This is a genomic window from Streptomyces sp. NPDC093097 (assembly GCF_044754325.1).
Classification (GTDB): Bacteria; Actinomycetota; Actinomycetes; order Streptomycetales; family Streptomycetaceae; genus Streptomyces.
In genome coordinates this window covers 1-24700 of record NZ_JBIVOW010000016.1, presented here as the reverse complement: position 1 = coordinate 24700, position 24700 = coordinate 1, and the positions used below count along the sequence as shown (strand labels likewise).

General features: G+C 71.0%; 20 protein-coding genes and 1 pseudogene. 13 read left to right on the top strand and 8 right to left on the bottom strand.

All coding sequences use genetic code 11. The features are described 5' to 3' along the window. Positions 1–19 precede the first annotated feature (19 nt). The 9 genes from ACIQE0_RS25150 to ACIQE0_RS25110 all read left to right on the top strand — a co-directional run bounded on the left by ACIQE0_RS25150 (position 20) and on the right by ACIQE0_RS25110 (position 8930). On the top strand, positions 20–763 hold the full coding sequence (locus ACIQE0_RS25150) for an SDR family oxidoreductase (RefSeq protein WP_402336160.1): 744 nt from the start codon (positions 20–22) through the stop codon (positions 761–763). A 136-nt stretch (positions 764–899) separates the two neighbouring features. Next, positions 900–1673 carry a GntR family transcriptional regulator gene (locus ACIQE0_RS25145; RefSeq protein ID WP_366331559.1) on the top strand — a complete coding sequence of 258 codons (774 nt, stop codon included), beginning with the start codon at positions 900–902 and terminating at the stop codon, positions 1671–1673. Positions 1674–2059: 386 nt separating this feature from the next. Beyond that, positions 2060–3043 (top strand): sugar ABC transporter substrate-binding protein, encoded by a 984-nt coding sequence (locus ACIQE0_RS25140; RefSeq protein WP_366331560.1) that lies wholly within the window; start codon positions 2060–2062, stop codon positions 3041–3043. Beyond that, on the top strand, positions 3040–4107 hold the full coding sequence (locus ACIQE0_RS25135; RefSeq protein WP_402336156.1) for an ABC transporter permease: 1068 nt from the start codon (positions 3040–3042) through the stop codon (positions 4105–4107). Before ACIQE0_RS25140 ends, ACIQE0_RS25135 begins: the two co-directional genes overlap by 4 nt. Then, positions 4104–4913 (top strand): ATP-binding cassette domain-containing protein, encoded by an 810-nt coding sequence (locus ACIQE0_RS25130; RefSeq protein ID WP_366331562.1) that lies wholly within the window; start codon positions 4104–4106, stop codon positions 4911–4913. Before ACIQE0_RS25135 ends, ACIQE0_RS25130 begins: the two co-directional genes overlap by 4 nt. A 250-nt stretch (positions 4914–5163) precedes the next feature. Next, positions 5164–6273, top strand: a complete 1110-nt coding sequence (locus tag ACIQE0_RS25125) for an ROK family glucokinase (protein WP_366331563.1) — start codon at positions 5164–5166, stop codon at positions 6271–6273. Beyond that, a complete protein-coding gene (locus ACIQE0_RS25120) occupies positions 6270–6845 on the top strand; it encodes a hypothetical protein (protein WP_402336151.1) in 576 nt (191 codons plus the stop codon). Before ACIQE0_RS25125 ends, ACIQE0_RS25120 begins: the two co-directional genes overlap by 4 nt. Before the next feature lie 421 nt (positions 6846–7266). Then, positions 7267–8043 carry a LamG domain-containing protein gene (locus ACIQE0_RS25115; RefSeq protein ID WP_366331565.1) on the top strand — a complete coding sequence of 259 codons (777 nt, stop codon included), beginning with the start codon at positions 7267–7269 and terminating at the stop codon, positions 8041–8043. Positions 8044–8345: 302 nt separating this feature from the next. Next, entirely contained in the window at positions 8346–8930 is a 585-nt protein-coding gene (locus ACIQE0_RS25110; protein ID WP_402336148.1) for a sigma-70 family RNA polymerase sigma factor, read from the top strand. A 3-nt stretch (positions 8931–8933) separates the two neighbouring features. Here the strand turns inward: ACIQE0_RS25110 and ACIQE0_RS25105 are convergent, their stop codons facing one another. Beyond that, complete coding sequence (locus tag ACIQE0_RS25105) at positions 8934–9875, bottom strand: hypothetical protein (protein WP_402336145.1); 942 nt, start codon at positions 9873–9875, stop codon at positions 8934–8936. A 250-nt stretch (positions 9876–10125) separates the two neighbouring features. On the opposite strand from ACIQE0_RS25105, the gene ACIQE0_RS25100 reads away from it, so the two are divergent. Further along, a complete protein-coding gene (locus ACIQE0_RS25100; protein ID WP_402336513.1) occupies positions 10126–14508 on the top strand; it encodes an FtsK/SpoIIIE domain-containing protein in 4383 nt (1460 codons plus the stop codon). An 84-nt stretch (positions 14509–14592) separates the two neighbouring features. On the opposite strand, the gene ACIQE0_RS25095 is transcribed toward ACIQE0_RS25100, so the two are convergent. The 5 genes from ACIQE0_RS25095 to ACIQE0_RS25075 form a co-directional block, all read right to left on the bottom strand. Next, complete coding sequence (locus tag ACIQE0_RS25095; protein ID WP_402336142.1) at positions 14593–19143, bottom strand: DUF6531 domain-containing protein; 4551 nt, start codon at positions 19141–19143, stop codon at positions 14593–14595. A 10-nt stretch (positions 19144–19153) separates the two neighbouring features. Then, positions 19154–19879: a hypothetical protein gene (locus tag ACIQE0_RS25090; RefSeq protein ID WP_402336139.1), complete on the bottom strand. Its 726-nt coding sequence runs from the start codon at positions 19877–19879 to the stop codon at positions 19154–19156. A gap of 32 nt (positions 19880–19911) precedes the next feature. Beyond that, entirely contained in the window at positions 19912–20220 is a 309-nt protein-coding gene (locus ACIQE0_RS25085; RefSeq protein WP_366331571.1) for a hypothetical protein, read from the bottom strand. 75 nt (positions 20221–20295) lie between these two features. Continuing rightward, on the bottom strand, positions 20296–20595 hold the full coding sequence (locus ACIQE0_RS25080; protein ID WP_366331572.1) for a WXG100 family type VII secretion target: 300 nt from the start codon (positions 20593–20595) through the stop codon (positions 20296–20298). 693 nt (positions 20596–21288) lie between these two features. Next, on the bottom strand, positions 21289–21507 hold the full coding sequence (locus ACIQE0_RS25075) for an EF-hand domain-containing protein (protein WP_402336135.1): 219 nt from the start codon (positions 21505–21507) through the stop codon (positions 21289–21291). A gap of 278 nt (positions 21508–21785) precedes the next feature. Between ACIQE0_RS25075 and ACIQE0_RS25070 the strand changes: the two genes are divergently transcribed. Further along, positions 21786–22085: a hypothetical protein gene (locus ACIQE0_RS25070; RefSeq protein WP_402336544.1), complete on the top strand. Its 300-nt coding sequence runs from the start codon at positions 21786–21788 to the stop codon at positions 22083–22085. Beyond that, complete coding sequence (locus ACIQE0_RS25065) at positions 22082–22336, top strand: hypothetical protein (protein ID WP_402336541.1); 255 nt, start codon at positions 22082–22084, stop codon at positions 22334–22336. The genes ACIQE0_RS25070 and ACIQE0_RS25065 overlap by 4 nt, the downstream gene beginning before the upstream one ends. Positions 22337–22403: 67 nt before the next feature. Here the strand turns inward: ACIQE0_RS25065 and ACIQE0_RS25060 are convergent. Both ACIQE0_RS25060 and ACIQE0_RS25055 read right to left on the bottom strand, forming a co-directional pair. Beyond that, positions 22404–22472, bottom strand: a pseudogene (locus tag ACIQE0_RS25060) (hypothetical protein); the annotation flags it as partial. After that, on the bottom strand, positions 22469–23077 hold the full coding sequence (locus ACIQE0_RS25055; RefSeq protein ID WP_402336132.1) for an IS5 family transposase: 609 nt from the start codon (positions 23075–23077) through the stop codon (positions 22469–22471). The gene ACIQE0_RS25055 and the pseudogene ACIQE0_RS25060, both read right to left, overlap by 4 nt. Before the next feature lie 320 nt (positions 23078–23397). Between ACIQE0_RS25055 and ACIQE0_RS25050 the strand changes: the two genes are divergently transcribed. Continuing rightward, a complete protein-coding gene (locus tag ACIQE0_RS25050) occupies positions 23398–23991 on the top strand; it encodes a lipoprotein (RefSeq protein ID WP_402336129.1) in 594 nt (197 codons plus the stop codon). Positions 23992–24700 lie beyond the last annotated feature (709 nt).

The window sequence follows — 24700 nt, the reverse complement described above, 5'->3', positions numbered from 1 at the left end:
ACCCTCACCGGAGCACCCCATGCCGTCCACCACCCCCGCCACCCCGGCCGCACCCTCCGCCCCCGTCTCCCTGGTCACCGGCGCCACCCGCGGCATCGGCCGCGAGGTGAGCCGCCAGCTGGCCGCGCGCGGCCACACCGTGCTGCTCACCGGCCGCGACCCGGAGGCCGCCCGGCGGACGGCCGAGGAACTGCGCGCCGAGGCCCGCCCCGGCACCGTCGACATCCGCCCGCTCGCCCTGGACGTCACCGACCGGCGCAGCGTGGCGCGCGCCGCCGCCGAGGTCGCCGACGCCTTCGGCCGGCTGGACGTGCTGGTCAACAACGCGGGGATCCTCTACGACACCTGGCAGCGGGCCGTCACCGCCGATCTGGACCTGGTCCGCGAGGCGGCCGAGACCAACCTCTACGGGCCCTGGCGGATGGCCATCGCCTTCGCGCCGCTGCTGCGCGCCTCGGCGCACCCCCGGCTGGTCAACGTCTCCAGCGAGGCCGCGTCGCTGACGAACATGGGCAGCGGCACCCCCGCCTACTCCGCCTCCAAGGCCGCGCTCAACGCGCTGACCCGGATGCTCGCCGCCGAACTGCGCGCGGACGGCGTCCTGGTCAACGCGGTCTGCCCGGGCTGGGTGGCCACCGACATGGGCGGCGCCGGCGGCCGCCCGGTCCAGGAGGGTGCGGCCAGCGTCCTGTACGCGGCGACGCTGCCCGACGAGGGACCGACCGGCGGGTTCTTCCGCGACGGCCGCCCGCTGCCCTGGTAGCCGCGCCGGTCGGCACGGCCGTTCGGGGCCGGCGCAGCGGGGCGTTTCCGTCCTTCCGGACACCCGGACCGCCCTTGTCCGGACAATGTGACCTCCGGACTTCCCGTCATCTGTGCGGGCGGATACGCTCGCGAACGTGGGGAAACGTGATGCACACGCCGCGGGAGCCGAGGGCCCCGTCCAGTTCAGCGTGGACCGGAACAGCCCGGTCCCGTTGTATTTCCAGCTCTCGCAGCAACTGGAGGCGGCGATCGAGAAGGGCCTGCTGGCCCCCGGGAGCCTGCTCGGCAACGAGATCGAGCTGGCCGGCCGGCTCGGCCTGTCCCGGCCCACGGTGCGCCAGGCGATCCAGTCGCTGGTGGACAAGGGCCTGCTGGTCCGCCGCCGCGGTATCGGCACCCAGGTCGTGCACAGCCAGGTCAAGCGCCCGCTGGAGCTCAGCAGCCTCTACGACGACCTGGAGGCGGCCGGGCAGAAGCCGGCCACCCGCGTCCTGCTGAACACCACCACCGAGGCGGACGCCGAGGTCGCCGCCGCCCTGGGGATCGCCGAGGGCACCGAGGTCGCCCTGGTCGAGCGGCTGCGGCTGACCCACGGCGAGCCCGTCGCCCACCTGCGCAACCACCTCCCCGTCGGACTGCTGCGGCTGGCGACCGCCGACCTGGAGGAGACCGGCCTGTACCGCCTGATGCGGGCCGCCGGCATCACCCTGCACAGCGCCCGCCAGGCCGTCGGCGCCCGCGCGGCGACCGCCGAGGAGGCCGCCCGGCTCGATGAGTCCGAGGGCGCGCCGCTGCTCACGATGGAGCGCACCACCTTCGACGACACCGGCCGCCCGGTGGAGTTCGGCTCGCACGTCTACCGCGCGTCCCGGTACGCCTTCGAGTTCCAGCTGCTGGTCCGGCCGTGAGGCGTCAGGCCGTACGGTGAGGGGCGGCCCGGGGCACCCCGCGGCCGTTGAATGTTCGGACAAACCATTGACGCGGCTCGGTGCGCCCCGTTAGATCTCCTCCGGTCGCCGACCGGCGGCCGGTAGCGAAGGCGGCCCACCATGCTCTGCGTCTGCACGACCCGGCCCGGAGGCGGCCGGACCGCGCCCCTGCGGTCCCTTATCACCCGGCCCGGATCCACCGGGGCCGGGACCCCATGAAACGGCACAGACCGCCGGTAACGGATACTTGGTCGGTTGCCCGGTTCAGCCGCCCGGCGCCGCGGCGACAGCAGAGAGACCCCGGACGGCGACAAGAACGGGAGAGGCGTTTCCTCGTGGCAAGGGTTGGAAGAAGAGGACGCGTCGTGGGCGCCGTGCTGGCAGCGGTGCTCGGCGTCTCCCTGGCGGGTTGCAGCAGCACCGGTGGTCTGCGCGCGGAGCAGGAGCGCGCCGCACAGACCGCCGGCGGCAAGGCGGCCGTGCACACCCCCCGGTGGACGATCGCGATGGTCACCCACTCGGGAGACGGCGACACGTTCTGGGACATCGTGCAGAACGGCGCCAAGCAGGCGGCGGTCAAGGACAACATCAACTTCGTCTACGCACACGACGAGGAGGCGCAGCGGCAGAGCCAGCTCGTGCAGTCCTACATCGACCAGAAGGTCGACGGGCTGATCGTCTCGCTGGCCAAGCCGGACGCGATGAAGGCTGTGGTGAAGAAGGCCGAGAAGGCCGGGATACCGGTGATCACGGTGAACTCCGGCGCCGAGGAGTCCAAGGCGTTCGGCGCGCTCAGCCACATCGGCCAGGACGAGACGGTGGCCGGCGAGGCGGTCGGCGAGGAGCTGACCAAGCGCGGCCGGAAGAACGCCCTGTGCGTCCTGCACGAGCAGGGCAACGTCGGCCATGAGCAGCGCTGCGACGGCGCGGCGAAGACCTTCAAGGGCACGATGCAGAAGCTCTACGTGGACGGCACCAACATGCCCGATGTGCAGGCGTCCATCGAGTCCAAGCTCCAGGCCGACCCGTCCATCGACGCCGTGGTCACCCTCGGTGCGCCCTTCGCGCCCACCGCCGTCAAGGCCAAGGAGCAGGCGGAGAGCAAGGCCGAGATCGACACCTTCGACCTGAACGCGCAGGTCGCGAGCGGTCTGAAGGACGGCTCCCTGGGCTTCGCGGTCGATCAGCAGCCCTACCTCCAGGGCTACCAGGCGGTCGACCTGCTGTGGCTGTACAAGTACAACGCCGATGTCCTCGGCGGCGGCAAGCCGGTCCTCACCGGACCCCAGGTGATCACCAAGCAGGATGCCGCCGCGCTCCAGGAGTACGCGAAGCGGGGCACCCGATGAGCGCCGCCGACGCACCGGCCCTGAAACCCGCGCCGTCCGGCGGCGCGGGCGACGAGCGGCTGCTGCACCGTTCCCTGGCCCGCCGACTGATGAGCCGTCCCGAGCTGGGCTCGGTGGTCGGGGCCATCGCCGTCTTCGTCTTCTTCTCGCTGGTCGCCGAACCGTTCCTGCGGCCCGCCAGCCTCTCCACGATCCTGTACGCGTCCTCGACGATCGGCATCATGGCCGTCCCTGTGGCGCTGCTGATGATCGGCGGCGAGTTCGATCTGTCGGCCGGTGTGATGGTGATCAGCTCGGCGCTGGTCTCGTCGATGTTCAGCTACCAGATGACGGCCGACAGCTGGGTCGGCGTCGGGGTGTCGCTGCTGGTCACGCTCGCCATCGGCGCCCTCAACGGGGTGCTGCTGACCCGGACGAGGTTGCCCAGCTTCGTGATCACGCTGGGCACCTTCTTCATGCTCACCGGGCTCAACCTGGGCTTCACCAAACTCATCGGCGGCACCGTCTCGACGAAGTCCATCGCCGACATGGAGGGCTTCGACTCCGCCCGCAAGGTCTTCGCCTCGCACCTGACGATCGGCAGCGTGGACATCCAGATCACCATCGTGTGGTGGCTGGCGCTGGTCGCGCTCGCCACCTGGATCCTGCTGCGGACCCGGGCCGGCAACTGGATCTTCGCGGTGGGCGGCAACGCGGACGCGGCCCGGGCGGTCGGCGTCCCGGTCACCCGCACCAAGATCGGCCTCTACATGGGCGTCGCGTTCGCCGCCTGGATCTCCGGCCAGCACCTGCTGTTCTCCTACGACGCGATCCAGTCCGGTGACGGCGTCGGCAACGAGTTCCTCTACATCATCGCGGCGGCGGTCGGCGGCTGTCTGATGACCGGCGGCTTCGGCTCGGCGATCGGCGCCGCGGTCGGCGCCTTCATCTTCGGCATGGCGAGCAAGGGCATCGTCTACGCGCAGTGGAACGCGGACTGGTACAAGTTCTTCCTCGGCGCGATGCTGCTGCTGGCCACGCTGCTGAACGCCTGGGTCCGCAGGCGGGCGGAGGCCACGTCATGACGGCCCTGGTCGAGCTCGACGACGTCAGCAAGTTCTACGGCAGCGTCAAGGCGCTGACCGGGGTGTCGCTGGAGGTGCACGCGGGCGAGATCACCTGCGTCCTCGGCGACAACGGCGCCGGCAAGTCCACCCTCATCAAGATCATCGCGGGGCTGCACCAGCACGACGCCGGCGCCTTCCGGATCGAGGGCGAGGAGGCCCGGCTGGGCTCCCCGCGCGAGGCCCTGGACCGCGGGATCGCCACCGTCTACCAGGACCTGGCGGTGGTGCCGCTGATGCCGGTGTGGCGGAACTTCTTCCTCGGCTCCGAGCCGACCACCGGCGTCGGCCCGTTCAAGCGGCTCGACGCGCGCACCATGCGCGAGACCACCCGCACCGAGCTGCTGCGGATGGGCATCGACCTGCGCGACGTCGACCAGCCCATCGGCACCCTCTCGGGCGGCGAGCGGCAGTGCGTCGCCATCGCCCGCGCCGTCTACTTCGGCGCCAAGGTCCTCGTCCTGGACGAGCCGACCGCGGCGCTCGGCGTCAAGCAGTCCGGGGTGGTGCTCAAGTACGTCGCGGCCGCCCGCGACGCCGGACTCGGCGTGGTGTTGATCACCCACAATCCGCATCACGCCTACCTGGTCGGCGACCGCTTCGTGCTCCTCAAGCGCGGCACGATGGCCGGCAGCCACCTGAAGTCGGAGATCGAGCTGGAGGAGCTGACCCGGCAAATGGCCGGGGGCAGCGAGCTGGAACAGCTCAGCCACGAGCTCTCCCGGAGCGCTCCCGCGGAGTTCCCCGGGGGTCACCGGCCCGAGTGAACCCGTCCGCGCCCCGCGCCGCCTCCTGGCCGGTGCGGGGCGTGCGGCGGGGCTCCGCGGTGCGCGCGACGGCGCGGGTGATGCACAATCGCTCCGGACCATCCACCGAGGCCCCGGCCTCCCCGAGACCCGCAGGGACGAGACGACTCTTGCGCGCACGCAGCCGTCGAGACCGTAACGGCAGCCGCCACGGCTGTCCCGGCCGCCGCCCCGGCAGCCGTACCCGCGACGAGGTCCGAGGGGTGACCCGATGAACATGTACCGGGACCGCGCGCACCGCGCCACCGTCCTGCGGACCGTCGGCGCCCGCGAGCGCCGTTCGCACCTGACCGCCCCCCGGGTGCCCACCGTCGGCATCGACATCGGCGGCACCAAGGTCATGGCGGGCGTGGTCGACGCCGACGGCACCATCCTGGAGAAGGTCCGCACCGAGACGCCGGACAAGTCCAAGAGCCCCAAGGTCGTCGAGGACACCATCACCGAGCTGGTGCTGGACCTCTCCGACCGGCACGACGTGCACGCCGTGGGCATCGGCGCGGCCGGCTGGGTCGACGCCGACCGCTCCCGGGTGCTCTTCGCCCCGCATCTGAACTGGCGCAACGAGCCGCTGCGCGACCGCCTCGCCGAACGGCTCGCGGTCCCGGTCATGGTCGACAACGACGCCAACACCGCCGCCTGGGCGGAGTGGCGGTTCGGCGCCGGCCGCGGCCAGGACCACCTCGTCATGATCACGCTCGGTACCGGCATCGGCGGCGCCATCCTGGAGGACGGGGCCATAAAGCGCGGCAAGTACGGGGTGGCCGGCGAGTTCGGCCATATGCAGGTGGTCCCCGGTGGCCACCGCTGCCCGTGCGGCAACCGCGGCTGCTGGGAGCAGTACAGCTCCGGCAACGCGCTGGTCCGCGAGGCCCGCGAGCTGGCCGCCGCCGACTCCCCGGTGGCGTACAACATCATCGAGCGGGTCGGCGGCCGGGTCGGCGACATCACCGGTCCGCTGATCACCGAGCTGGCCCGGGAGGGCGACGCGATGTGCGTCGAACTCCTCCAGGACATCGGCCAGTGGCTCGGCGTCGGCATCGCCAACCTCGCCGCCGCCCTCGACCCGTCCTGCTTCGTCATCGGAGGCGGTGTCAGCGCCGCCGACGACCTGCTGATCGGCCCGGCTCGGGACGCCTTCCGGCGCCATCTCACCGGCCGCGGCTACCGCCCCGAGGCCACCCTCACCAAGGCCCAGCTGGGCCCCGAGGCCGGGATGGTCGGCGCCGCCGACCTCGCCCGCCTGGTGGCCCGGCGCTTCCGCCGCGCCAACCGCCGCCGCGTCGAGCGCTACGAGCGCTACGAACGGGCGGGCCGCCGATGACCGACCTGGACCAGCACCCCGTGCACGACGACCACCACCACGTGGGCCCCGCGCCGCACGACCAGACCCGCCGGCCCTTCCTGCTGGCGCTGGTCGTCTTCCTGCTGATCACGATCCCGGCCGGCTACTTCGTCATCTCCGCCCAGCAGAGCCGCGAGGGCGGCGAGGACAAGGAGACCGAGGCCGCCTCCACCGGGCTGACCAACGCCTTCCCCTCCCGGCTCCAGCAGCGGGTCTACAACATCCCGGTGCCGATCGGCTCCACCCCGGTCTACTACTACGAGACCAACTCCTGGAAGACCAGCTCGCTGTTCGCGCAGTTCCGGACCAACGACAACGGGCTGGCGACCTACCTCAAGGCGGTCGGCACCAACACCGCCGCCCTGAAGAAGGGCGAGATCACCATCGCGCCCGCGCAGGCCGCCAAGGTCGGCTGGGACTTCCACGTCGACTGGCCCTGGCAGGGCACCGTGATCAACAAGCCGGCGCCGCTGCCCACCCAGCGCATCGTGGTCAGCTTCGACGAACCCGGGCACCCGGTCGTTTACACCGTTTCGACCGTGCAGTTCTGATCTCCTGCGTGCGGGGACGGGCCCGGTGGTGCAGGCCATCGGCAGCACCCTGTGCCTGCCGGCCGAGCGCATCGGGCAACTCGCCGCGCGGATCCAGGACTTCGAGAACCACGACTCCGGCCGCCGCGACGAGGCCGAACGAACGCCACCGCCGCGCTCGTCGGGAGGGCAGCGCGCGGGGCGTGCACGGCCGGGAACGGGCGTCGGACGTCGTGGGCTTGCCGTCCGGGCCTTCCAACGGCCCTTGTGTGACTGCCCCATTGGAGGCGCCGCCGCATGTTCGGCGCGCGGCAAGACGGCGGGATGAACTGGTGCCCACTGCCTCACGGCCTGCCACAATGTTGGTTCGCGCAGAACCAATTCCGCATCGGATGCGTGATCACTAGATGACACGTTCATGCAGCACGTATCGGGGAGATTCATGACGCGCAGATGGTCGCTCATCACCGCCATCGCCGTATTGGCCGTCGCGCTGGCCTTAGTCGTCACCCGGCTGGTGCTTGGTGAGGGCTCCGGGGGGTCGGGGAGGCAGGAAGGGGCCACACCGGCCGCGTCGAGCCCGGGTGACAAGGCCGCATCGCTACGGGGCGTCGGCTGGTGGCCCTTGCACCAGTCCGGTACCGCGAAGGCGGGGGAACACGACGCCGTCGTCCACGGCGGGACGCAGTGGACCGACGGCCCCCAGGGCGGCGCCCTGCGGCTGGACGGCACCAGCGGATACGCGGACACCGGCTCCCAGATCGACACCGTCGGCAAGGACTACTCGGTCGCCGCACGGGTGCGGCTCACTCCCCAGGACATGAAGGGCATGCACACCGTCCTGTCCCAGGACGGCGACCGGATCAGCACGTTCTTCCTCCAGTACTCCGAGCCGGACCAGAACTTCGCGTTCAGCTTCTCCGGTGCCCGTACCGTCGCGGAGGGGACCGAGCAGCCGCAGCCCGGCCGTTGGTACCACCTCACCGGCACATACCGTCAGAAGGACCACCAGATGCGGCTCTACGTCGACGGCAAGCCCGCGGCGAGCAGGGTGGCCTCCACCAAGGTGGCGCCCACCGGCTCCGTGGTGATCGGACGCGCCAAGTTCAACGGGAAGGCGGCCGACTTCTGGAACGGGGACGTCTCCGACGTGCACATCTACGACCGGGTGCTGACGCCTGACGAGGTCGGCTCGCTCTCCTCCCACGAACCGAACTGACGACGGGCGCCGGCGCCGGTCACGACGGGGGCCGGCCACCGGCGGCGGGCCGGACATCCGGTGGGCCCGGACGGGCACCGGGGCACGGCCCGACCGGGCCCCGGTGCTCTCCTTGAACGCACCCCGACGACGCGTCGCGGCGGCAGCCGAACGGCGGTGGTACCGGGGTGCGTTCACCGTCGTCGCGCGTCGGCTGATGCGCGACGCGGAACGTACGACGACCGCTTGCGGCGGCGCCTGCCGACTCTCCCGCAGCCGGCTGAACACGTCTTCCCCACAGACGACCGGAGAGGAAAAGGCCTTTGACGGCGAGTGCTTCGACCGAAGAGTGCATACCCAGCCCCCGCGCCGCGGAACTCCGTCCCGACGAGTTCCTCAGGGCCCTCTACCAGCTCCACGGCAGCGCGTTGCTCCAGTTCGCGGCCCGGCGGCTGGAGGGCGACTGGCACCGCGCCGAGGACGCCCTCCAGGAGGTCGCGATCCGCGCCTGGCACCACGCCGGGGAGCTCGATCCGACCGCCGACACGGTGCGGCCCTGGCTGTTCACCGTGCTGCGCAACCTCGTCATCGACGGGCATCGCGCCCGTCAGGCCAGACCACCGGAGACCGGCGACCCGGAACTCGCCCACCTGCCGGTGGCCGACGGCGTGGACCACATCCTCACCTCCCAGGTGCTCACCGAAGCGCTGCGGGACCTGCGGCCGGCCCAGCGCGAAGTCCTGTTGCACGTGCACTACTTGGGGCGCAGCGTCAACCAGACGGCCAAGGTCCTCGGCGTCCCGCCGGGCACCGTCAAGTCCCGGACGTACTACGCCGCCCGCGCCCTGCGGGCGGCGCTGCACAGCCGCGGACTGTACGCGTACGACCGCGACCGGGAGGCCGGATGAGACTCATGCCAGACGCCCCGCGTGCCGGGTGATCTCCAGGCCGAGCGCGCCCGTGTCGAGTGAGCCGTCAGCGTCGGCCCGCCAGCGCCACCCCGTGGGCGCGTCGCCGAGCACCAGCAGCGCGTCTCCGCGCCGCAGGCCGTCCAACGCGCCCTGACGCCGCGGGAGTTGGGACGAGGCCACGACGAACAGGTGCGGCGCCTCGCCCTGGACGGCGATCCGGCTGCTGCCCTCGATCAGCCGGAAGATCTGGGTGACCTCCGACGATCCGGGCTCCGGCGCTCCCGTGCTCGCCGAGGCCGCCCTGGCGAACGCGTCCTCCAGGCTGGCCGCGGTGTGCAGCCGGGAGGTCCGCGGCATGCCGCCGTCGACGAGCCCGTCGCCGGCCAGGGACCCCACCAGGGTGACCTCGGCGAGGGCCCCCACCGGGCTGGAGAGGGCCTCGGTGATGACGGCCCGCGCCAGGCCGCGCACCTCCTCGTCCGGGCCCACCACGGACACGGGCCCCGCCGCACGGGAGAGATCGACCAGCACCCGGTCGGCGCCGTCCAGCCCCACCGTCACCGTCAGCGCGTACGGCAGGGCCGGTTCGCCCTCCGGGCCGGGGCGGTGCAGGTCGTCGGGCGAGATCGTCCAGCGCTCGCCGTCCGCCTCGGCGATCCAGGGCGCGGGGGCAGTCGCCTCCGCTCCGGCCAGCAGCAGTCCGAGCCGCTCCTCGGAGTAGACGACGGCGAACAGGTCGGGCAGCGACCGGCCCGAGCGCAGGCACTCGCCCGTCAGCCGGCGCAGGCCCGCGTCGACCACGTCCAGCGCCTCGCGCCCCATGACGGCGGCCGTGGCGACGGCGGGCTTCGGCGGGCGGGGCCGCCGCTCCGTGACGACCAGCGCGGCCACCGCCGCGATCAGCGCCAGCCCCAGCACCACGGCCAGGACGTACCAGATCATCTTCTGACTCCTTGTCGGGACGCCCCGGCGGCGGTACCGGGACGGTCGAAAGCGGGGGCGGCCCCGCGGCGGAGTCGCGGCGCCGTGCACCCGAAGGCCACTACGGAGCCGGCCCGCGGATGGTTCACGGGAACGTGGGTGAACCATCCGGGGGCGCGGTCCGTACGTCCCGTCAGTGGCACGGGAGCCGCCGAACGCGGCTGCCGAGGCCCCCCATTCACGCCGGCTGGAGGACGTTTTCGTGTCGTTGATGTTGACCGTGGTCGAGGGGGGCGGGGACTCGTTCGACGTCCACCTCGACGCCGACCCCGACACGCCCGTGAGCGCCGTCGCGGAGGCGCTGGCCGCGGCGGGCGGCGTCCCCCGGCCGCCGGAGGGCCTCGGCCTGTACGCCGGTGACCGGCTGCTGCCCGCCGACCTGCGGCTGCGGGACGCGCCGCTGCGCCACGCGGCCATCGTGGGCCTGGGCCGCCCGGCCGGCACCGCGTCGGCCGAACCGGACGGGCTGGTGGAGGTCCGTACGGTCGGCGGGTCCGGCGCCGGCGTCGTGCACCGGCTCGACATGGGCGAGTACCGGATCGGGCTGGCCCACGACGGGACCGCCCAGGTGCTGCGCGCCGTACCGGAGCATCCGCTCGCCGTCCTGTCCGTGGGCCCCGGAGGGCGCTGCCGCATCGCGCCGGACGCGTCCGCACCGGGCGGCGGCACCCTGCAACTGGACCGCGCGGACCTCGCCGAGGCGACCGCCTGGCCGGCCGGCGCGCAGCTCCTCGTCGGTGACTGCCTGCTCGAACTCGCCCTCCCCCAGCGGCCGGACGCGGCCGTGCAGCCGTCGGAGGACGGCACCGGTTGGGACTACAACCGGCCGCCGCGGCTGCGGCCGGCCGGGACCGCCACCCGCTTCACCCTGCCCACCCCGCCCGCGCCGCCGGCCGCCCGGCCGCTCCCGTGGATCACCGCGGCCGCGCCGGTGGTGATGGCGGTGGCCGGTGCGCTGGCCTTCGGCCGCATGTCGATGCTGCTGTTCGGGCTGCTCTCCCCGGTCGTGGTCGTCGGCAACTTCCTGATGAGCCGGCGCTCCGGACGCCAGTCCCACTCCAGCAGCGTCGCCGAGTACGAGGAGAAGAAGGCACGCATCGAGGGCGACGCGGAGCAGGCCCTGGCGGCCGAACGCACCGCCCGGCGCCGCGGTTTCCCCGATCCGGCCGAGGTCGTCCTGACCGCCGTCGGCCCCCGGCGCCGCCTGTGGGAGCGCCGCACCTCGGACGCCGACTTCCTGGAACTGCGCATCGGCACCGCCGACCTGCCCTCCGACGTGGTCCTCCACGACCCGACGAAGGACGAGCACCGCCGCCAGGACCCGTGGACCGCCTACGACGTCCCGGTGACCGTTCCGCTGCGGGAGCACGACGTGCTGGGCATCGCCGGCGAGGGCCCGGCCGCGCGCGCCGTGGCGCGCTGGGCGGTCGCCCAGGCCGCCGTCCTGCACAGCCCCCGCGACCTCCAGATCCACCTGCTGACGACCGGCGGTCCGGGCCGGGACGGCTGGGCCTGGCTGCGCTGGCTGCCGCACGTGCGCAAGAAGTCCGGCGACATCCCGGCCAGTATCGGCTACGGCACGGAGACCTGCGCCCGGCGGGTGGCCGAACTGACCGCGCTGATCGTCGAGCGCGCCGGACGGGAGGACCGGCGCGATCGGGCTCCCGGGCCCGATGTGCTCGTCGTCCTCGACGGGGCCCGCAGGCTGCGTTCGCTGCCCGGCGTGGCGCAGATCCTGCGCGACGGGCCGGCCGTCGGCATCCGCGCGGTGTGCCTGGACGCCGAGGAGCGGCTGCTGCCCGAGGAGTGCCAGGCCGTCGTCGTCGAGGAGCCCGGCGGAACGGTGCGGGTGGGACGCTCCGGGCGGGGCACCGTCGGGGGCGTCCGGCCCGACGAGGTCTCCCTGGACTGGTGCCGTTCGCTGGCCCGCGCGATGGGCCCGATGCGCGATTCGGGCGGCGCCGACGAGGAGGCCGCGGTGCTCCCCGGTTCCGCGCGGCTGCTCGATGTCCTCGCCCTCGACCCGCCGCAGGCCGCCGGCATCCGGGCGCGCTGGCAGGCCGGGGGCCGCTCGACCCGGGCGGCCGTCGGCGTCTCTCTGGACGGCCCGTTCTTCCTGGACCTCAAGCGGGACGGCCCGCACGGGCTGGTCGCCGGCACCACCGGATCCGGCAAGTCCGAACTCCTCCAGACCCTGGTCGCCTCCCTCGCGGTGGCGAACCGTCCGGACGCGATGACGTTCGTCCTCGTCGACTACAAGGGCGGCTCCGCGTTCAAGGACTGCGTGGACCTGCCGCACACCGTCGGCATGGTCACCGACCTCGACGCCCACCTCGTCGAACGCGCCCTGGTGTCGCTCACGGCGGAACTCACCCGGCGCGAGCACATCCTCGCCGCGGCCGGCGCCAAGGACATCGAGGACTACATCGACCTGCTGGAGCGCAACCCGGCGGGCCGCGAGCCGATGCCCCGACTCCTCATCGTCATCGACGAGTTCGCCTCGATGGTGCGCGACCTGCCGGACTTTGTGAAGGGCCTGGTCAACATCGCCCAGCGGGGCCGCAGCCTCGGCATCCATCTGATCCTGGCGACGCAGCGCCCCAGCGGCGTCGTCTCCTCGGAGATCCGCGCCAACACCAACCTGCGCATCGCGCTCCGGGTGACGGACGCCGGCGAGAGCACGGACGTCCTCAACTCCCCGGAGGCCGCCGGGATCTCGCAGGGCACCCCCGGCCGCGCCTATGTGCGCCTGGGCCAGAACTCCCTCGTGCCGTTCCAGTCCGGACGGGTCGGCGGCCGCAGGCCCGGCGCGGCGGTGGCCTCACTGCCGGCGCCCTGGGCGGTGGCGGTCGGCTGGGAGCGGCTCGGCGAGCCGCTGCCGGCGCGGCCGCGCGCCGCGGCGGCCCCCGCCGAGGTGGAGACCGACCTCGCCGGGCTCGTCACGGCGATCCGCGAGGCGGACCGGGAGTTGGGCATCCCCGCCCAGCACAGCCCCTGGCTGCCGCCGCTGTCCGAGGTCCTGGTCACCGGCGAACTGCCCCCGCCCCCGCCCTCGGACTACGACCTCAAGCCCGTCGCGTACGGCGTGGTGGACCTGCCCGCGCAACAGGCCCGCAGGCCCCTGGTGATCGACCCGGCGACGCTCGGACACCTGCACATCATCGGCTCGCCCCGGCAGGGCAGGTCGCAGACGCTGCGCACCATCGCCGGCACCATGGGCTTCGCCCACTCCCCGGCCCAGCTGCACATGTACGGCATCGACTGCGGCAACGGCGCGCTGCTGCCCATCGAGGGGTTGCCGCACTGCGGGGCCATCACCCAGCGCACCCAACCCGACCGGGTGGCCCGGCTGCTCGCCCGGTTGACCGAAGAGCTGGGCCGCCGCCAGGAGATGCTCGCCGCCCGCGGCAGCGCCGATCTGCCGGAGCTGCGCCGCGCCCTGCCGGAGGCCGAACGGCCGCCGCACCTCGTGCTGTTCATCGACCGGTGGGAGGTCTTCGACAAGCAACTGGGCGAGTACGACGCCGGGAACCTGCTCAGCTCCGTGCTGACCCTGCTCCGGGACGGCGCCAGCGTCGGCATCCACCTGGTGATGACCGGTGACCGGGCGCTGTTCTCCAGCCGGGTCAACGGCTCCACCGAGGACAAGCTCGTGCTGAAGCTGAACGAGAAGTCCGAGTACGGGATGATCGGCATCACCCAGCGCAACGTGCCCGACCAGATCCCGCCGGGCCGCGCGTTCCGTGCCGCCGACAAGGCGGAGGTGCAGATCGCGCTCCTCACGGACAACCCGGAAGGCCAGGCGCAGGCCGTGGCGCTCCAGCAGATCGCCGAGTACTGCCGTGAGCGGGCGGCCCATCTGCCGGCCGCCACCCGGCCGTTCCGCGTCGACACCCTGCCGGACCGGCTCACCTTTGAGGAGGCGGCCCGGTACGTGCCGCGGCCGCTGCCGTCCGCGCACTGGGCCCTGTCCGGCGTCGGGGGTGACGAACTCGCCGCGTACGGGCCGGACTTCGCCGTCACGCCGACCTTCCTCGTCGCGGGCCCGGCCCGCTCGGGACGCAGCACCGTCCTGGCGACGCTGGCTCTGTCGCTGCTGTCGGTCGGGATGCCCGTCGTCGTCGGCGCGCCCGCCAGGTCGCCCTTGCGTCGACTCAGCGGACGGCCCGGGGTCCTCGCGGTGTTCGACGACTCCGACATCGAGCCCGCGGCGCTGGAGCAGGCGCTGGCGTCCGCGCCGAAGGGGGCCGTGGTGATCCTGGACGACGCCGATCTGCTGCTGAAGTCGAAGGCCGAGTCCGTCCTCACGCCGATCGCCAAGTCCGGTGCCGAGACCGGCCGGGGCCTGGTGATCGCCGGACAGACCGACCGGCTCTCCTCCGGCTTCTCCGGCTGGCACACCGAGGCCCGCCGCAACCGCTGCGGACTGCTGCTCAAGCCGCAGAACATGAGCGACGGCGAACTGATCGGCGTCAAGGTCCCCCGCAGCCGCCTGGGCGCGACCCGCCCGGGCCGGGCGATCCTGCACCTGGGCGACGGCGTGCTGCGCACGGTCCAGGTCCCGGAGACGGTACTACCGGCAGCCGAGAGCTGAGGCTCGCGAGTTTCACCGGTTTCACGACAGAGGACTCCTGCCCCGGCCACGGCCGGGGCAGGAGTCCTCTTGCCTTTTGGGCTATTAGGGTTTGTTGGGGAAAATCACACTGTTCACGAAAGCCCCGGTCTTGTGATGGGTGAACTGGAAGCCGTTGTTCCCGCGGACGTCCAGCTTCATATTCGACGGGACAGGGTTGTTCCCCTTGTAGATGGGTGTCACCTTGTATTCGATCTTTTCTCCGGCGTCAACAGCCTTGCGAATCGCGTTTTCATAGTGCACATGGACCGGCGCGTTCGCATTGCGGTGCAAGGTGACGAAGTTCAGCACGCTCTTGTTCGAGCCGCCGATCTGGGCGCCGAGCAGATGGCCACGATTGAGATTCTTTCCCGACTGCCAGCCCGGTGGCTCGGACGGGGGGCGGGGCTTGGTCTTGCCGCCCGTCATGGATTGGTCGAGTTTGGCGGATACTCCCCGCGGGCGCTTCTGCCGGTCGAGCGCCTTGTAGCTGACCTTCCCGTTCCAACTGATGTCGCTTTCATTGCAGGGGGCCAGCCCCAGCGGGTCGCTGAAAGCCTGCGGATTGTCGACGTACGCCACCGGGTTGGGGGCGGGCGCCAGCCCCAGGGGGTCCGGTGCCGTGTACCGGCCGCTCTCCGGGTCGTAATGACGGAAGTAGTTGTAGTAGAGGCCGGTTTCGCGGTCCTCGTACTGCCCTGGGAAACGGAAGGGTGTCAGGGCGGTGGCGTCGCGATGATGGGCGGTGGCGCCCCACATCGTGGTGCGGGAGCGCCAGGCGATGTCGCCGTGCTCGTCGACGAGTTCGGTGGGGGTGCCGACCAGGTCGGTGACGATGGCGAAGAAGCGGGAGTCGTACGTGCCTTGGCCCCGCGGCTTGCGTTCGAGCTGGGTGAGGGGGCGGTGGCCGTCGTGCTCCCAGGTGAGGGTGACGCCGGAGGCGGTGTCGGTCTGTTCGGCGAGGGTGGAGTCGTCCCAGGTGAAGTGGACGCCCTCGACGGCGGTCCGGCCGTCCTCTGCCATGCGGTACTTCGCTGTGCGACGCCCCATCGGGTCGTACGCGTAGTGCCAGCGGGTGCCGTCGGGGGTCGTGCAGGCGGTGAGGCGGTCCTCCACGTCCCATTCGTAGCGCCAGGTGTCGGGCTTCTTCGACAGCCGGCGCTTCTGGCGAAGCACCATGCGGCCCGCGTCGTCGTACGCGTAGCGCACCGCTCCCGCTCCCTGGATGCGGGTGCCGGTGTAGGTGCGGGAGCCGCGGGCCTCGGCCCGGGGTGCCTTCTCGGGCCAGTTGGCCTCGGTCTGGTTGCCGGCCCGGTCGTAGGCGTAGGACTCGGTCCAGCCGTCGCCGGTGACCGACAACGGGCGGCCGACCGGGTCGAGTTCGATGTCCCGGCGCCTGCCCGTCGTACGGTCCACGATGCCGACCAGGTGGTTGTCGGCCCGGTAGGTGTAGGACCGTTCGCGCAGGGTGCGCACCGGCGTGACGAGGGCGTGCGAGACCGAACGCCCGGCCAGGTCCCAAGCAGTCGTCGCGCTCACCCGGGAGGTCGCCGTGCCCCATACGCGGGCCAGCTCTTGCCCGAGGACGTCATGGGTGAAGTCCAGCCGGTGTCCGTCGGAGGTGAGGGCGTCGCGGTTCCCGCTCCCGTCGTAGCTCAGCTCGGTGACGGCGCCGGTCGGGGTGGTGCGGGAGGTGCGGCGGCCGAGCACGTCGTAGGTGAAGCGGGTGGTGCGTCCATCGACGGTCTCGGCCACGATCTGGCCGAGGACGTCCCGTTCGAACTCCACCGTCGAGGTGGGGGAGGCGGCCCGGACGAGTGCTCCGCCCGAGTCGTAGGTGTACGACGTGATCGCCCCGGCCGCGTTCTTCTCCACCAGTTCGCCAACGGAGTTGTACCGGAAGGTGATCTCTTGGCCCAGCGGAGTGGTGTGGGAGACGATCCGGCCCAACGCGTCCAGCTGATAGGCGACCTCGCGCTCGTCGAAGTCGGTCTCCGCTATGACGTTTCCTGCGCTGTCATAGGTGTAGTCCCAGGTCAGACCCTGCGGGTTAACGACCTGGGTGCGGCGGAGCTCGGCGTCATAGGCGAAGGTGTAGCGGGCACCGTCGGGCGTGGTCTGAGCCGCCAACTGATCGAAGTGGGTGTACTCGAAGGTGCTGGTGGCGCCTGTGGCATCGGTACTGGTGAGGCAGTTGCCCTCGCCGTCCCAGGTCAGTCGCTCGCTCCGGCCGTCGGGCGCGATGCGCTCCAACAGGCGGCCCTCGATGGTCCATACCGCGCGGGTGATCGCGCCCGCCGGATCGGTGACGGTGGTGGGCCGGCCGAACGCGTCGCGTTCGATCGTCGCCCGGTGCCCGGCCGGGTTGCCGATGGCCAGGGGGAGGCCCGCGCCGTCGACCTCGTACGCGGCTTCCGCGCCGGTCGGGTCCGTGGCCGAGGCGACCGCGCCGTTGGGGTGATGGGTGAATCGGTTTGTGCTGCCGTCCGGTGCGGTGACGGTCGTCAGGTTGCCTCGCTCGTCGAACTCCTGCCACCAAGCCGCCCCGTTATGGCCCGTCAACGTGGTGGGGAGGTTCAGCGCGTTGTACGTCGCCGTGGAGCGGCTGCCGTCCGGGAGCTGGATGACGGTGGGGTTGTGGGCTGTGTCGTACTCGTACCGGATCGTGTGGCCGAGGGCGTCCGTCTCCGCCAGAAGGTGGTCGTAGCGGTCCCACTCGGAGGTGGTCGTGTGGCCCAACGGGTCGGTCTCGCCGATGACTTGGTACAGCGCGTTGAGCTGGTAGGCGGTCGTGGCGCCGCAGGCGTCGGTGTAGTGGGTCTGCCGCTGGTCGGGGTCGTAGGTCCAGCGGGAGGAGAGGCAGCCGTCGGGGCCGATGGTCTCCGTGACGCGGTTGGCGTCGTCGTAGACGTAGCGGTAGGTGGAGTCGTTGCGGTCCGTCCAGGAGGTGATGCGGGAGCGGTCGTCGTAGCCGAACACCAGCGCCTGGCCCGACGAGTTCACCACGTGCGTGAGGTTCCCGTCCGCGTCATGTTGGTAGGACATGGCCTCGACCGGGCCCTGCGGCGTGGCGACCGACAGGCCGGTCAGCAGGCCGGCGATGCAGTCGACGTCGACGTGGTAGCCGCCGGAGTGGACCAGCGTGGTCGGGGTGCCGTCCTCCAGACGGGAGACGCTGACCTCATTGCCGTTGCGGTCGTGCCAACGGGCCAGCCAGTACAGGCCGTTGTCGTCGTCGGGGTGGTCCGCGAAGGTGCGGACGAGGCCCGTGTGCGGGTCGGATATGTGGTAGGTGACCTCGCCCGTGGTGCCGGTTCCCGCGCAGGCCAGCGGGAGGCGAGGGCCTTCCTCGGGCCACGCCGTCTGGTCGGAGTCGGCGGCGGGAAGGCCCGGGTAGGTGAGGATCGAGCCGTCCTCGCGGGCCCACAACACCCGTCCCCGGTCGTCCACTTCGAGTCGCTCGTCCAGGGTGGAGGCCCAGGAGGGGCCGAAGAACTGCCCGTACCGGTACGTCGACAGATGCGTACGCGTCAGATCCAGCGGCAGCACACCCGGCAGCGACAGATCGGTCTGCGTCAGCAGCATTTCACCGCTGGCGACATCGACCGGGTCGGTCTTGCAGGTGCGGCTGTTCAGATCCCGGCTGTTGACGCGGACGTTGACCGGCTTGATCGAGGTGGGCTTGACCCCCTTGACCCCCTTGAGGACCGAGCCGATCCCCCCGAGGCCCTTGAGGGCCGCGGCCCCGCCCCCCACCAGGCCCACGACGCCGAGCACAATGTCTAACACGTTCCACTCGCCCGACTCCGCCATCGTCGCCAGGTTGATCCCCAACGACACCGCGCTGGCCACGATGCTGCCGATCGTCAGGGCGATTCCCAGGCCCTGGAGGCCGGGTACGAACATCGCCAGCACGCCCAGCACCGCGCTGATGATGCCGAAGGCCGTACTCAGCGCCTTCTTGATCTTGTCCCAGAGGCTGTAGCCCGCTACCGACTCCTCCCGCGCGTCATCCAGCTTCTGCGCCGCGACGGCGGCGTCCTCCTCACGCACCTGCCGGGCGTCCTCCGCCAGCAGGCGGGCCGCATCGAGATCCGCCTGCGCATCATCGGCCTGCGTCTGCGCCGTGGACTGTTTGCTGCGCGCCTCGTCCAGCGCGCGCCGGGTGCTCGCCCGCGCCTCGTCGTCATCCGGAGGGTGGGTGACCGAGTCCAGCCGGCCGATGTCCGCACCGGCCGCACGCACCACCTCGGTGGCCGACGCCAGCCGGTCCTTGGCCTCGCGCCCCTTCTCCAGGGCGTTGTCGGCGTTCCGCTGCTGATCACGCAGCGTATGCACATACGTGTCCAGGGCGCCGGCCGCCTGGTCGTAGGAACTGTGCAGCTTGCGCACCTGCTTGGCCAGGTCGCCCAGCTTGTCCCGGAGCTTGTCCATGGACTTGCCCTCGCCCACCTGCTTGTTCTCCAGTCCGGAGACGAGGGGCAGGGCGTCGCCCGCGTTGTCGGCTACCGCACGATAGCTGCGCGCGAGTTCTGCGAGCACCTCCGCATCACCCGGAGTCGGGTCGTCCTCGAACCCGAAGACCGATTCCCACTCGGACACCGCTGGACGCGCCATGGCCGTGACCTCACTTTCCCTTGTCTGCTTCGCCCATGGGGCGTCCGCCGGCCGCTTCCGCCGCCGGATCCGCTGCGCCGGACGTGCCGGCCGGGTCCTCGAAGCGGAGCGACTCCGCGATCGCGTCGAAGACCTCGTAGAACTGGTCCGCCAGATCCACGTTGGGGGTGGAGCTGGCGAGCACCAGGTAGTCCCGGGTGTTCGGCACCGGGATCAGGGTGTGCCGCATCGCGGTGGGCACCCGCGTCCCCTGGTAGTCCACCTCTTCGATCCTGGTGATCCGCCCGGCCCCGCCGACCTCGGGCAGTTCCACCAACTCCACCTCGCCGGGCGGGAGTCCGCTGCCTTCTGCCTCGCTGCCGAGCTGCATGGCGGCCGCGACGACGAGGTCCGCCAGGTCCTCCGACTGGTCCTCGGGAACGGAGATCCGGAGCACGACCGTCGTGGCGCTGAGCACCAGGGGGCCGCTGCCCGCGCGGAGGATCCTGAGCATTCCCGACGCCCGCAGCGCGCCCTGCGCGTGCGCCTCGCGCGCGGTGTGCCGGGCGCTGCGGATCAGCTCGTCCACCTGCTCGCGGGAGAGCTGCGGGGCCTTCTTCACCTGGTCCTCGACGCGGCGGCGGATCGCCGCGTCCCGAGTGTTGGGGTCGAGGTCGAGCTGCCACCAGGAGTCGGGGAACCGCAGCGTGTAGCCCGCGGGCGCGGCCTCGGGTCGCTCCGTGACCGGTTGTGTCATGACGCCTTTCCCTTCCGCGTGACGTTTCTCTGTCACGCGTCCTTCTTCTCCAGCGCTTTTTCGCTGTCCTCGTCCGTCTGCGTGAAGTTCTCGGCGATCGTGTCCACGTTCTTGGAGAACGTCTTCACGTTGTCGTGAACCCGCTCGTGCCCCGCCTGCCACGCCTTGTCGAACTCGTCGAGGGCGTGCGCGAGTTTGCGGTCGCCGGCGATGCTCTTGAAGTCCTTCCGGTCGCCCGCGGCGTGGTAGAGCGTCGCCGAGTCCCCGAGCAGATCAGCGATGTTCTGGAGCTCCGTGACCGTGTCCTTCAGGTCCTGCACGGGAACGCTGATGCGACCCATGGATGTCTCCCCTCCTGCTCCAGCCGTCCGGCCCCGCCCTCACGGGGAGGGCGGGGCCGGACGGTGCGGGGCACGTCAGCCGATGGAGCCGGCCGTCTGGTCGTCGGTGTCGACGAACGCGTCGGCGACCTGCTTGATGAACTCGCTGACGCCCTGAAGGCCCTCGATCGCCTTCTCCGTGCCGTTCTTGTACTCCTCCCAGTACGGCCGGAACTTGCTCTCGGAGCCGGGGGTGGCGTAGGCGGCCTCGACCATCTCCTCCATCTTGGTGTTGGCCTCGTGGAGGCTCTGCTGCATCAGTTCCTTCTGGTTCTGCAGCCAGGTCGACGCCTCCCGCATCTCGTCCGGGCTGATCTTGATGTTGCCGCCGGCCATGTCGCTTCCTTCTCTCGATGCGTTTCGCGCAGCCGCTTCAGAGCTGCGCACACCGGGCTGTACGGGGCGCCCGCCGCGGCGGTTCACGCCTGTTGCGGAACGGTGACAACAGCGACCGAACGACCACCTTGAGCGGACCCGAGGCCCCCCACGGCCCGTCCGGCCCGCCCGAAACCACCGTATTTCCAGGTCAGTACGGTTTCCGACGGTTGAAAGCCGCGGCCGGATGGGCGAGTTGGGGTGGCGGTTTCACTTCCCGCCATCCGTTGCAGAGTTGGAGCGTTTCTCGTCACGTGGCATGACCAGGACCCGGATCGGCGCCCGGACCGATCAACGAGGCCGCGCTCGGCGCGAGAGGGAGGTGACGACCCGTCCGCCCGTCGTCGGCCCGTCGTCGGCCTGTCGTCGGCCCGCCGACGGTCCCGCGCCCCGTCACGACTGCCCGAGCGGGGGGAGAGAGGAGCCCGGCTGCCCGAGGGGCTGCTCCGGGCCCCGGTGTACGTCGGTGTACGTCTCGGCCCGGACGTAGATGCCTGCGTGCGCGCCCCAAGGCCAACCCCGGGTCCACTGGCACCCGCTGGACATGCAACGTCGCCTGCTCGCCGAGCACGACGCGTGGGGCAATCCAACGGAGGAAGGCCCGGCGGGACAGCGAACCGGGCCTCGCACGTTCACGTGACGGACCCGGCCGTGTCAGCGATTCATGGCCGCCCAGAATTCCTCGAAGGACATCTTGCGGTCGCCGTCGGTGTCGAGGGAATCGATCAGCTCCTGAGCCTGCGACCCGGTGATCTCCGCGCCTTCCAACTCCGCAACGACCTGCCGGTATTCCTCCGCGGTGACCTGGCCGTCCCCGTCGACGTCGGAGCGCTCGAAGACCTTCCGCGCCGCCGTCTCCACGATGTCTGCCATGCGCTCCGCCCTTCCGCGATCTTTGCTGATCGGCCCGGGCTATCCGCCGGCCGGACGCCACCCGGGTGCGCCCACCTCACGGCCACGGTGGGCCGGAACCGGGTTCGGGTTCGCATTGTCGCTGAGGTTTTCGAGCAGCCGAATGCATCGCCCGCCACCGCGACCGGTTCAAAAGCTTAAGAAGCCGTATTTCAACCGAACTTGATCGTGTGATTCCTGCTGGTCAGGCATGGTGTCGCTCGGGGTGAGGGAGGAATGCGGCGTCTTGTGTCCGCTTGATGGTTGAGGGGTGCGCGGTGGCGTCGGTGCTGGGAATGCTGGAGGAGCGCGAGTGGGCTGCCCGGGTGCGGGTGGAGGGTCTGCGGGAGGAAGTCGCGCGGCTGGCCGGGGTGTTGGAGGCCGCGGAGATCGAGCTGGACCGGCGGGTGATCGCGAGGGAGGAGCTGGTCGAGGCCCTGGCCGTCTCCGCGGCCGAGTCCACTGCGGTGACCGAGGCCGAGGCGGAGCAGGAAACTGCGCCCCACCCGTGCCGGTGCCGGGCTCGACGGTGCCGCCGTGGCGGGACGGGTTGCCGGTGACCGCGCCGGCGCCGGACTACCAGCGGATCCTGGGTGTGCTGGAGGAGGGGCGAGCAGCGGGCAGGGGGCCGCTGAAGGCCAGGGAGATCGCGGTGGAACTGGGGTTGGAGAGGACGCCGGCGAAGGTCGAGGGGCTGCGTTCGAAGGCCAGGCGCCTGGCGGAGCGCGGCTGGCTGGTGCAGGAGTCGGCGGGGACGTTCGGCGCCGGCCGGGGGCCCGTGGCCGTGCCAGACGCCGGCTCGTCCGCGTGATCATCGACCACCGGATCATCGCCTCGCTGGTGGCGGGCAGGGTTTCGTAATCCCTCGCCAGACGGCGGGAGTTCATCAGCCATGCGAATGTGCGCTCGGCCACCCAGCGTCTGGGGAGCACCACGAACCCTGTCATGTCGTCGGTGCGCTTGACGTCTGCAGGGTGAGGGCGGGTTTGTTGCGGCACCGGTCGACCAGGTCGCCGGTGTAGCCGCCGTCGGCCCGGACGAGGGTGATGTCGCGGTGCAGGCGGCGCAGCCGCTGCAGTAGGCCCACGGCGGCGTCCCGGTCGCCGATGTTCGCGGCGGTGACCGCAACGACCAGCAGCAGGCCGAGCGTGTCGGTCACGATGTGCCGCTTGCGGCCAGGCACCTTCTTCCCGCCGTCGTAGCCGCGTGAGGCGGCCGGCACCGACGCCGCGGCCCGCACCGACTGCGCGTCGATGATCCCCGCCGTGGGCTCGGCCTCACGGCCCTCGCGCTCCCTCACTCGCCCGCGCAGCCGGTCGTGGAACTCTGTGATCAGCCCGTGCTCGCGCCAGCGGCGGAAGAAAGCGTAGACCCGGCCCCAGTCGGGGAAGTCCGCGGGCATCGCCCGCCAGGAGATCCCGCCCGCGACCAGATACCGGATCGCGTCCAGCATCTGGCGGTGGCAGTAGCCCTCCGGCTGCCCGCCCCGCCCATGGAGCCAGGCCGGCACCGGCAGCAACGGCCGGATGGCCGCCCACTCCGCGTCCGTCATGTCCGACGGATACCGCCGCACCCGATCGGCATGATCGGCCGCGTTCCCGTACACGTGCGCGAGGCAATCACACGATCGAGAGCCCGAGTTGAGGACAGCGGGCGTGAGCGCCTACAACTGCGACAACAGGGCCTCCTGGTACTGCTCGGTTCGGTTCGCACCTCCGAGCCACCAAGGGGCCCTGCCCCCATGCGCCGACCGCCAGAAGATCACCCCAGCGAGAAACCTGTTCGACTCGCACGTTCCATGATCGGTTGAGATACGGCTTCTTAGGAGCCCAGTATGGTGTCCGCCGTCGATTCAAAAGGAGGGGGATCCTGGTGTCGAGCCGCATACGACGGTGGTCCGTGGGGGTGTTGGGTGCCGTGTTGTTGGTCGGGGCAGCCCTGGGTTGTTCTCGGAACGAGGGAGAGCGCGTCGCGTCAGTAGGCGGTGCACGTTCGGCGTGCGAATTGCCGGTGACCTTCGAGATTCCGACGCAGTGGAGGAAGTCGGAGGACGGGAACGTAGTCGACCCGGAGCGGTCGACCCGGTACGCCTCCTGCGATCTTGAGTGGGGCGCTGGGAAGACGCAGATGGGTCTTTGGGTCAAGGTCTACGACAAGGGCAAAGCGAGCGCCGATCCGAGCAAGGCTCTCCTTGACTACGATGGCTACGGCATGAGCAACTACGGCGAGTACTACCACGACCAGTACGAGAGCCGGTTGACGATCGCGGGGTACCCCGCCGCGGAGATGAGCTACACAGTCAATCCGCCGACTGCCGAGGACCAGTCCTTCCAAAGACGGTCGCTCGCGGTGATCACGCCCGATGCCACGATCCTGCTGGGAATGGGCGCCCGCAACCCCGGCGCCGATGAGCGCAACCGCAAGGTCTACGACCGAGTGAAGTCCTCCCTACGGATCACCCCCTGACAGCAGCCACCTGCATTCGGTGGAGATCCTGGCCGGGTTCTGGTTCCGTCTTGCGGGTCGTACGCGAAGCCACAGGCGAAGGGCTGCGGCAGTGCTGTGAGAGCGTGGCTGGCCAAACACCCCCGGTTCCAGCTGCACTTCACCCCGACCGGCTTCTCCTGGATCAACCAGGTCGTGCGACACGAAAGCCGCTTGAGAGAGCGGGAATCACCGAAGGAGGATCGACTTATGTCGAAGGTGTAAGACCCGAGCCAGTGCACAGGGCTCGTTCCCGCCTCAGCGTGCGTTGCGAGTAATCGCGGGGTGCGAAGCCTGAGGAAGTGCCCAAGGACCCTCGTTCCATCCGAGGGTTACAGGCTGGGAAAAGCCGGACGGGTGAACGCAAGTGAACCCTCGATGATGTCTCGTCATGAGCACTCCCGCAGATGGGTCGTTTCAGCGGGTGATGGGGACTCGCCGTTGGAAAGCGGCAGGCGCCGACCGGAGAGATTTGACCGGTCGGGAGTGCACCACCGTCCCCGGGACACAGGGGGCACCCAACCCGGTTGCACCTCTCTCATGCGGAACGTGACAACCCCGATGGAGTCCAGGCAACGCGATTCCGGCCTGGTAAGCTGAGGTTCCCCCGAGATGCGGAGGATGTTGACAGAGGGTCAGATGGGACTCATGAGAGGACCTTTGACCATGGCCGCCCCCAGAAAGTACTCGC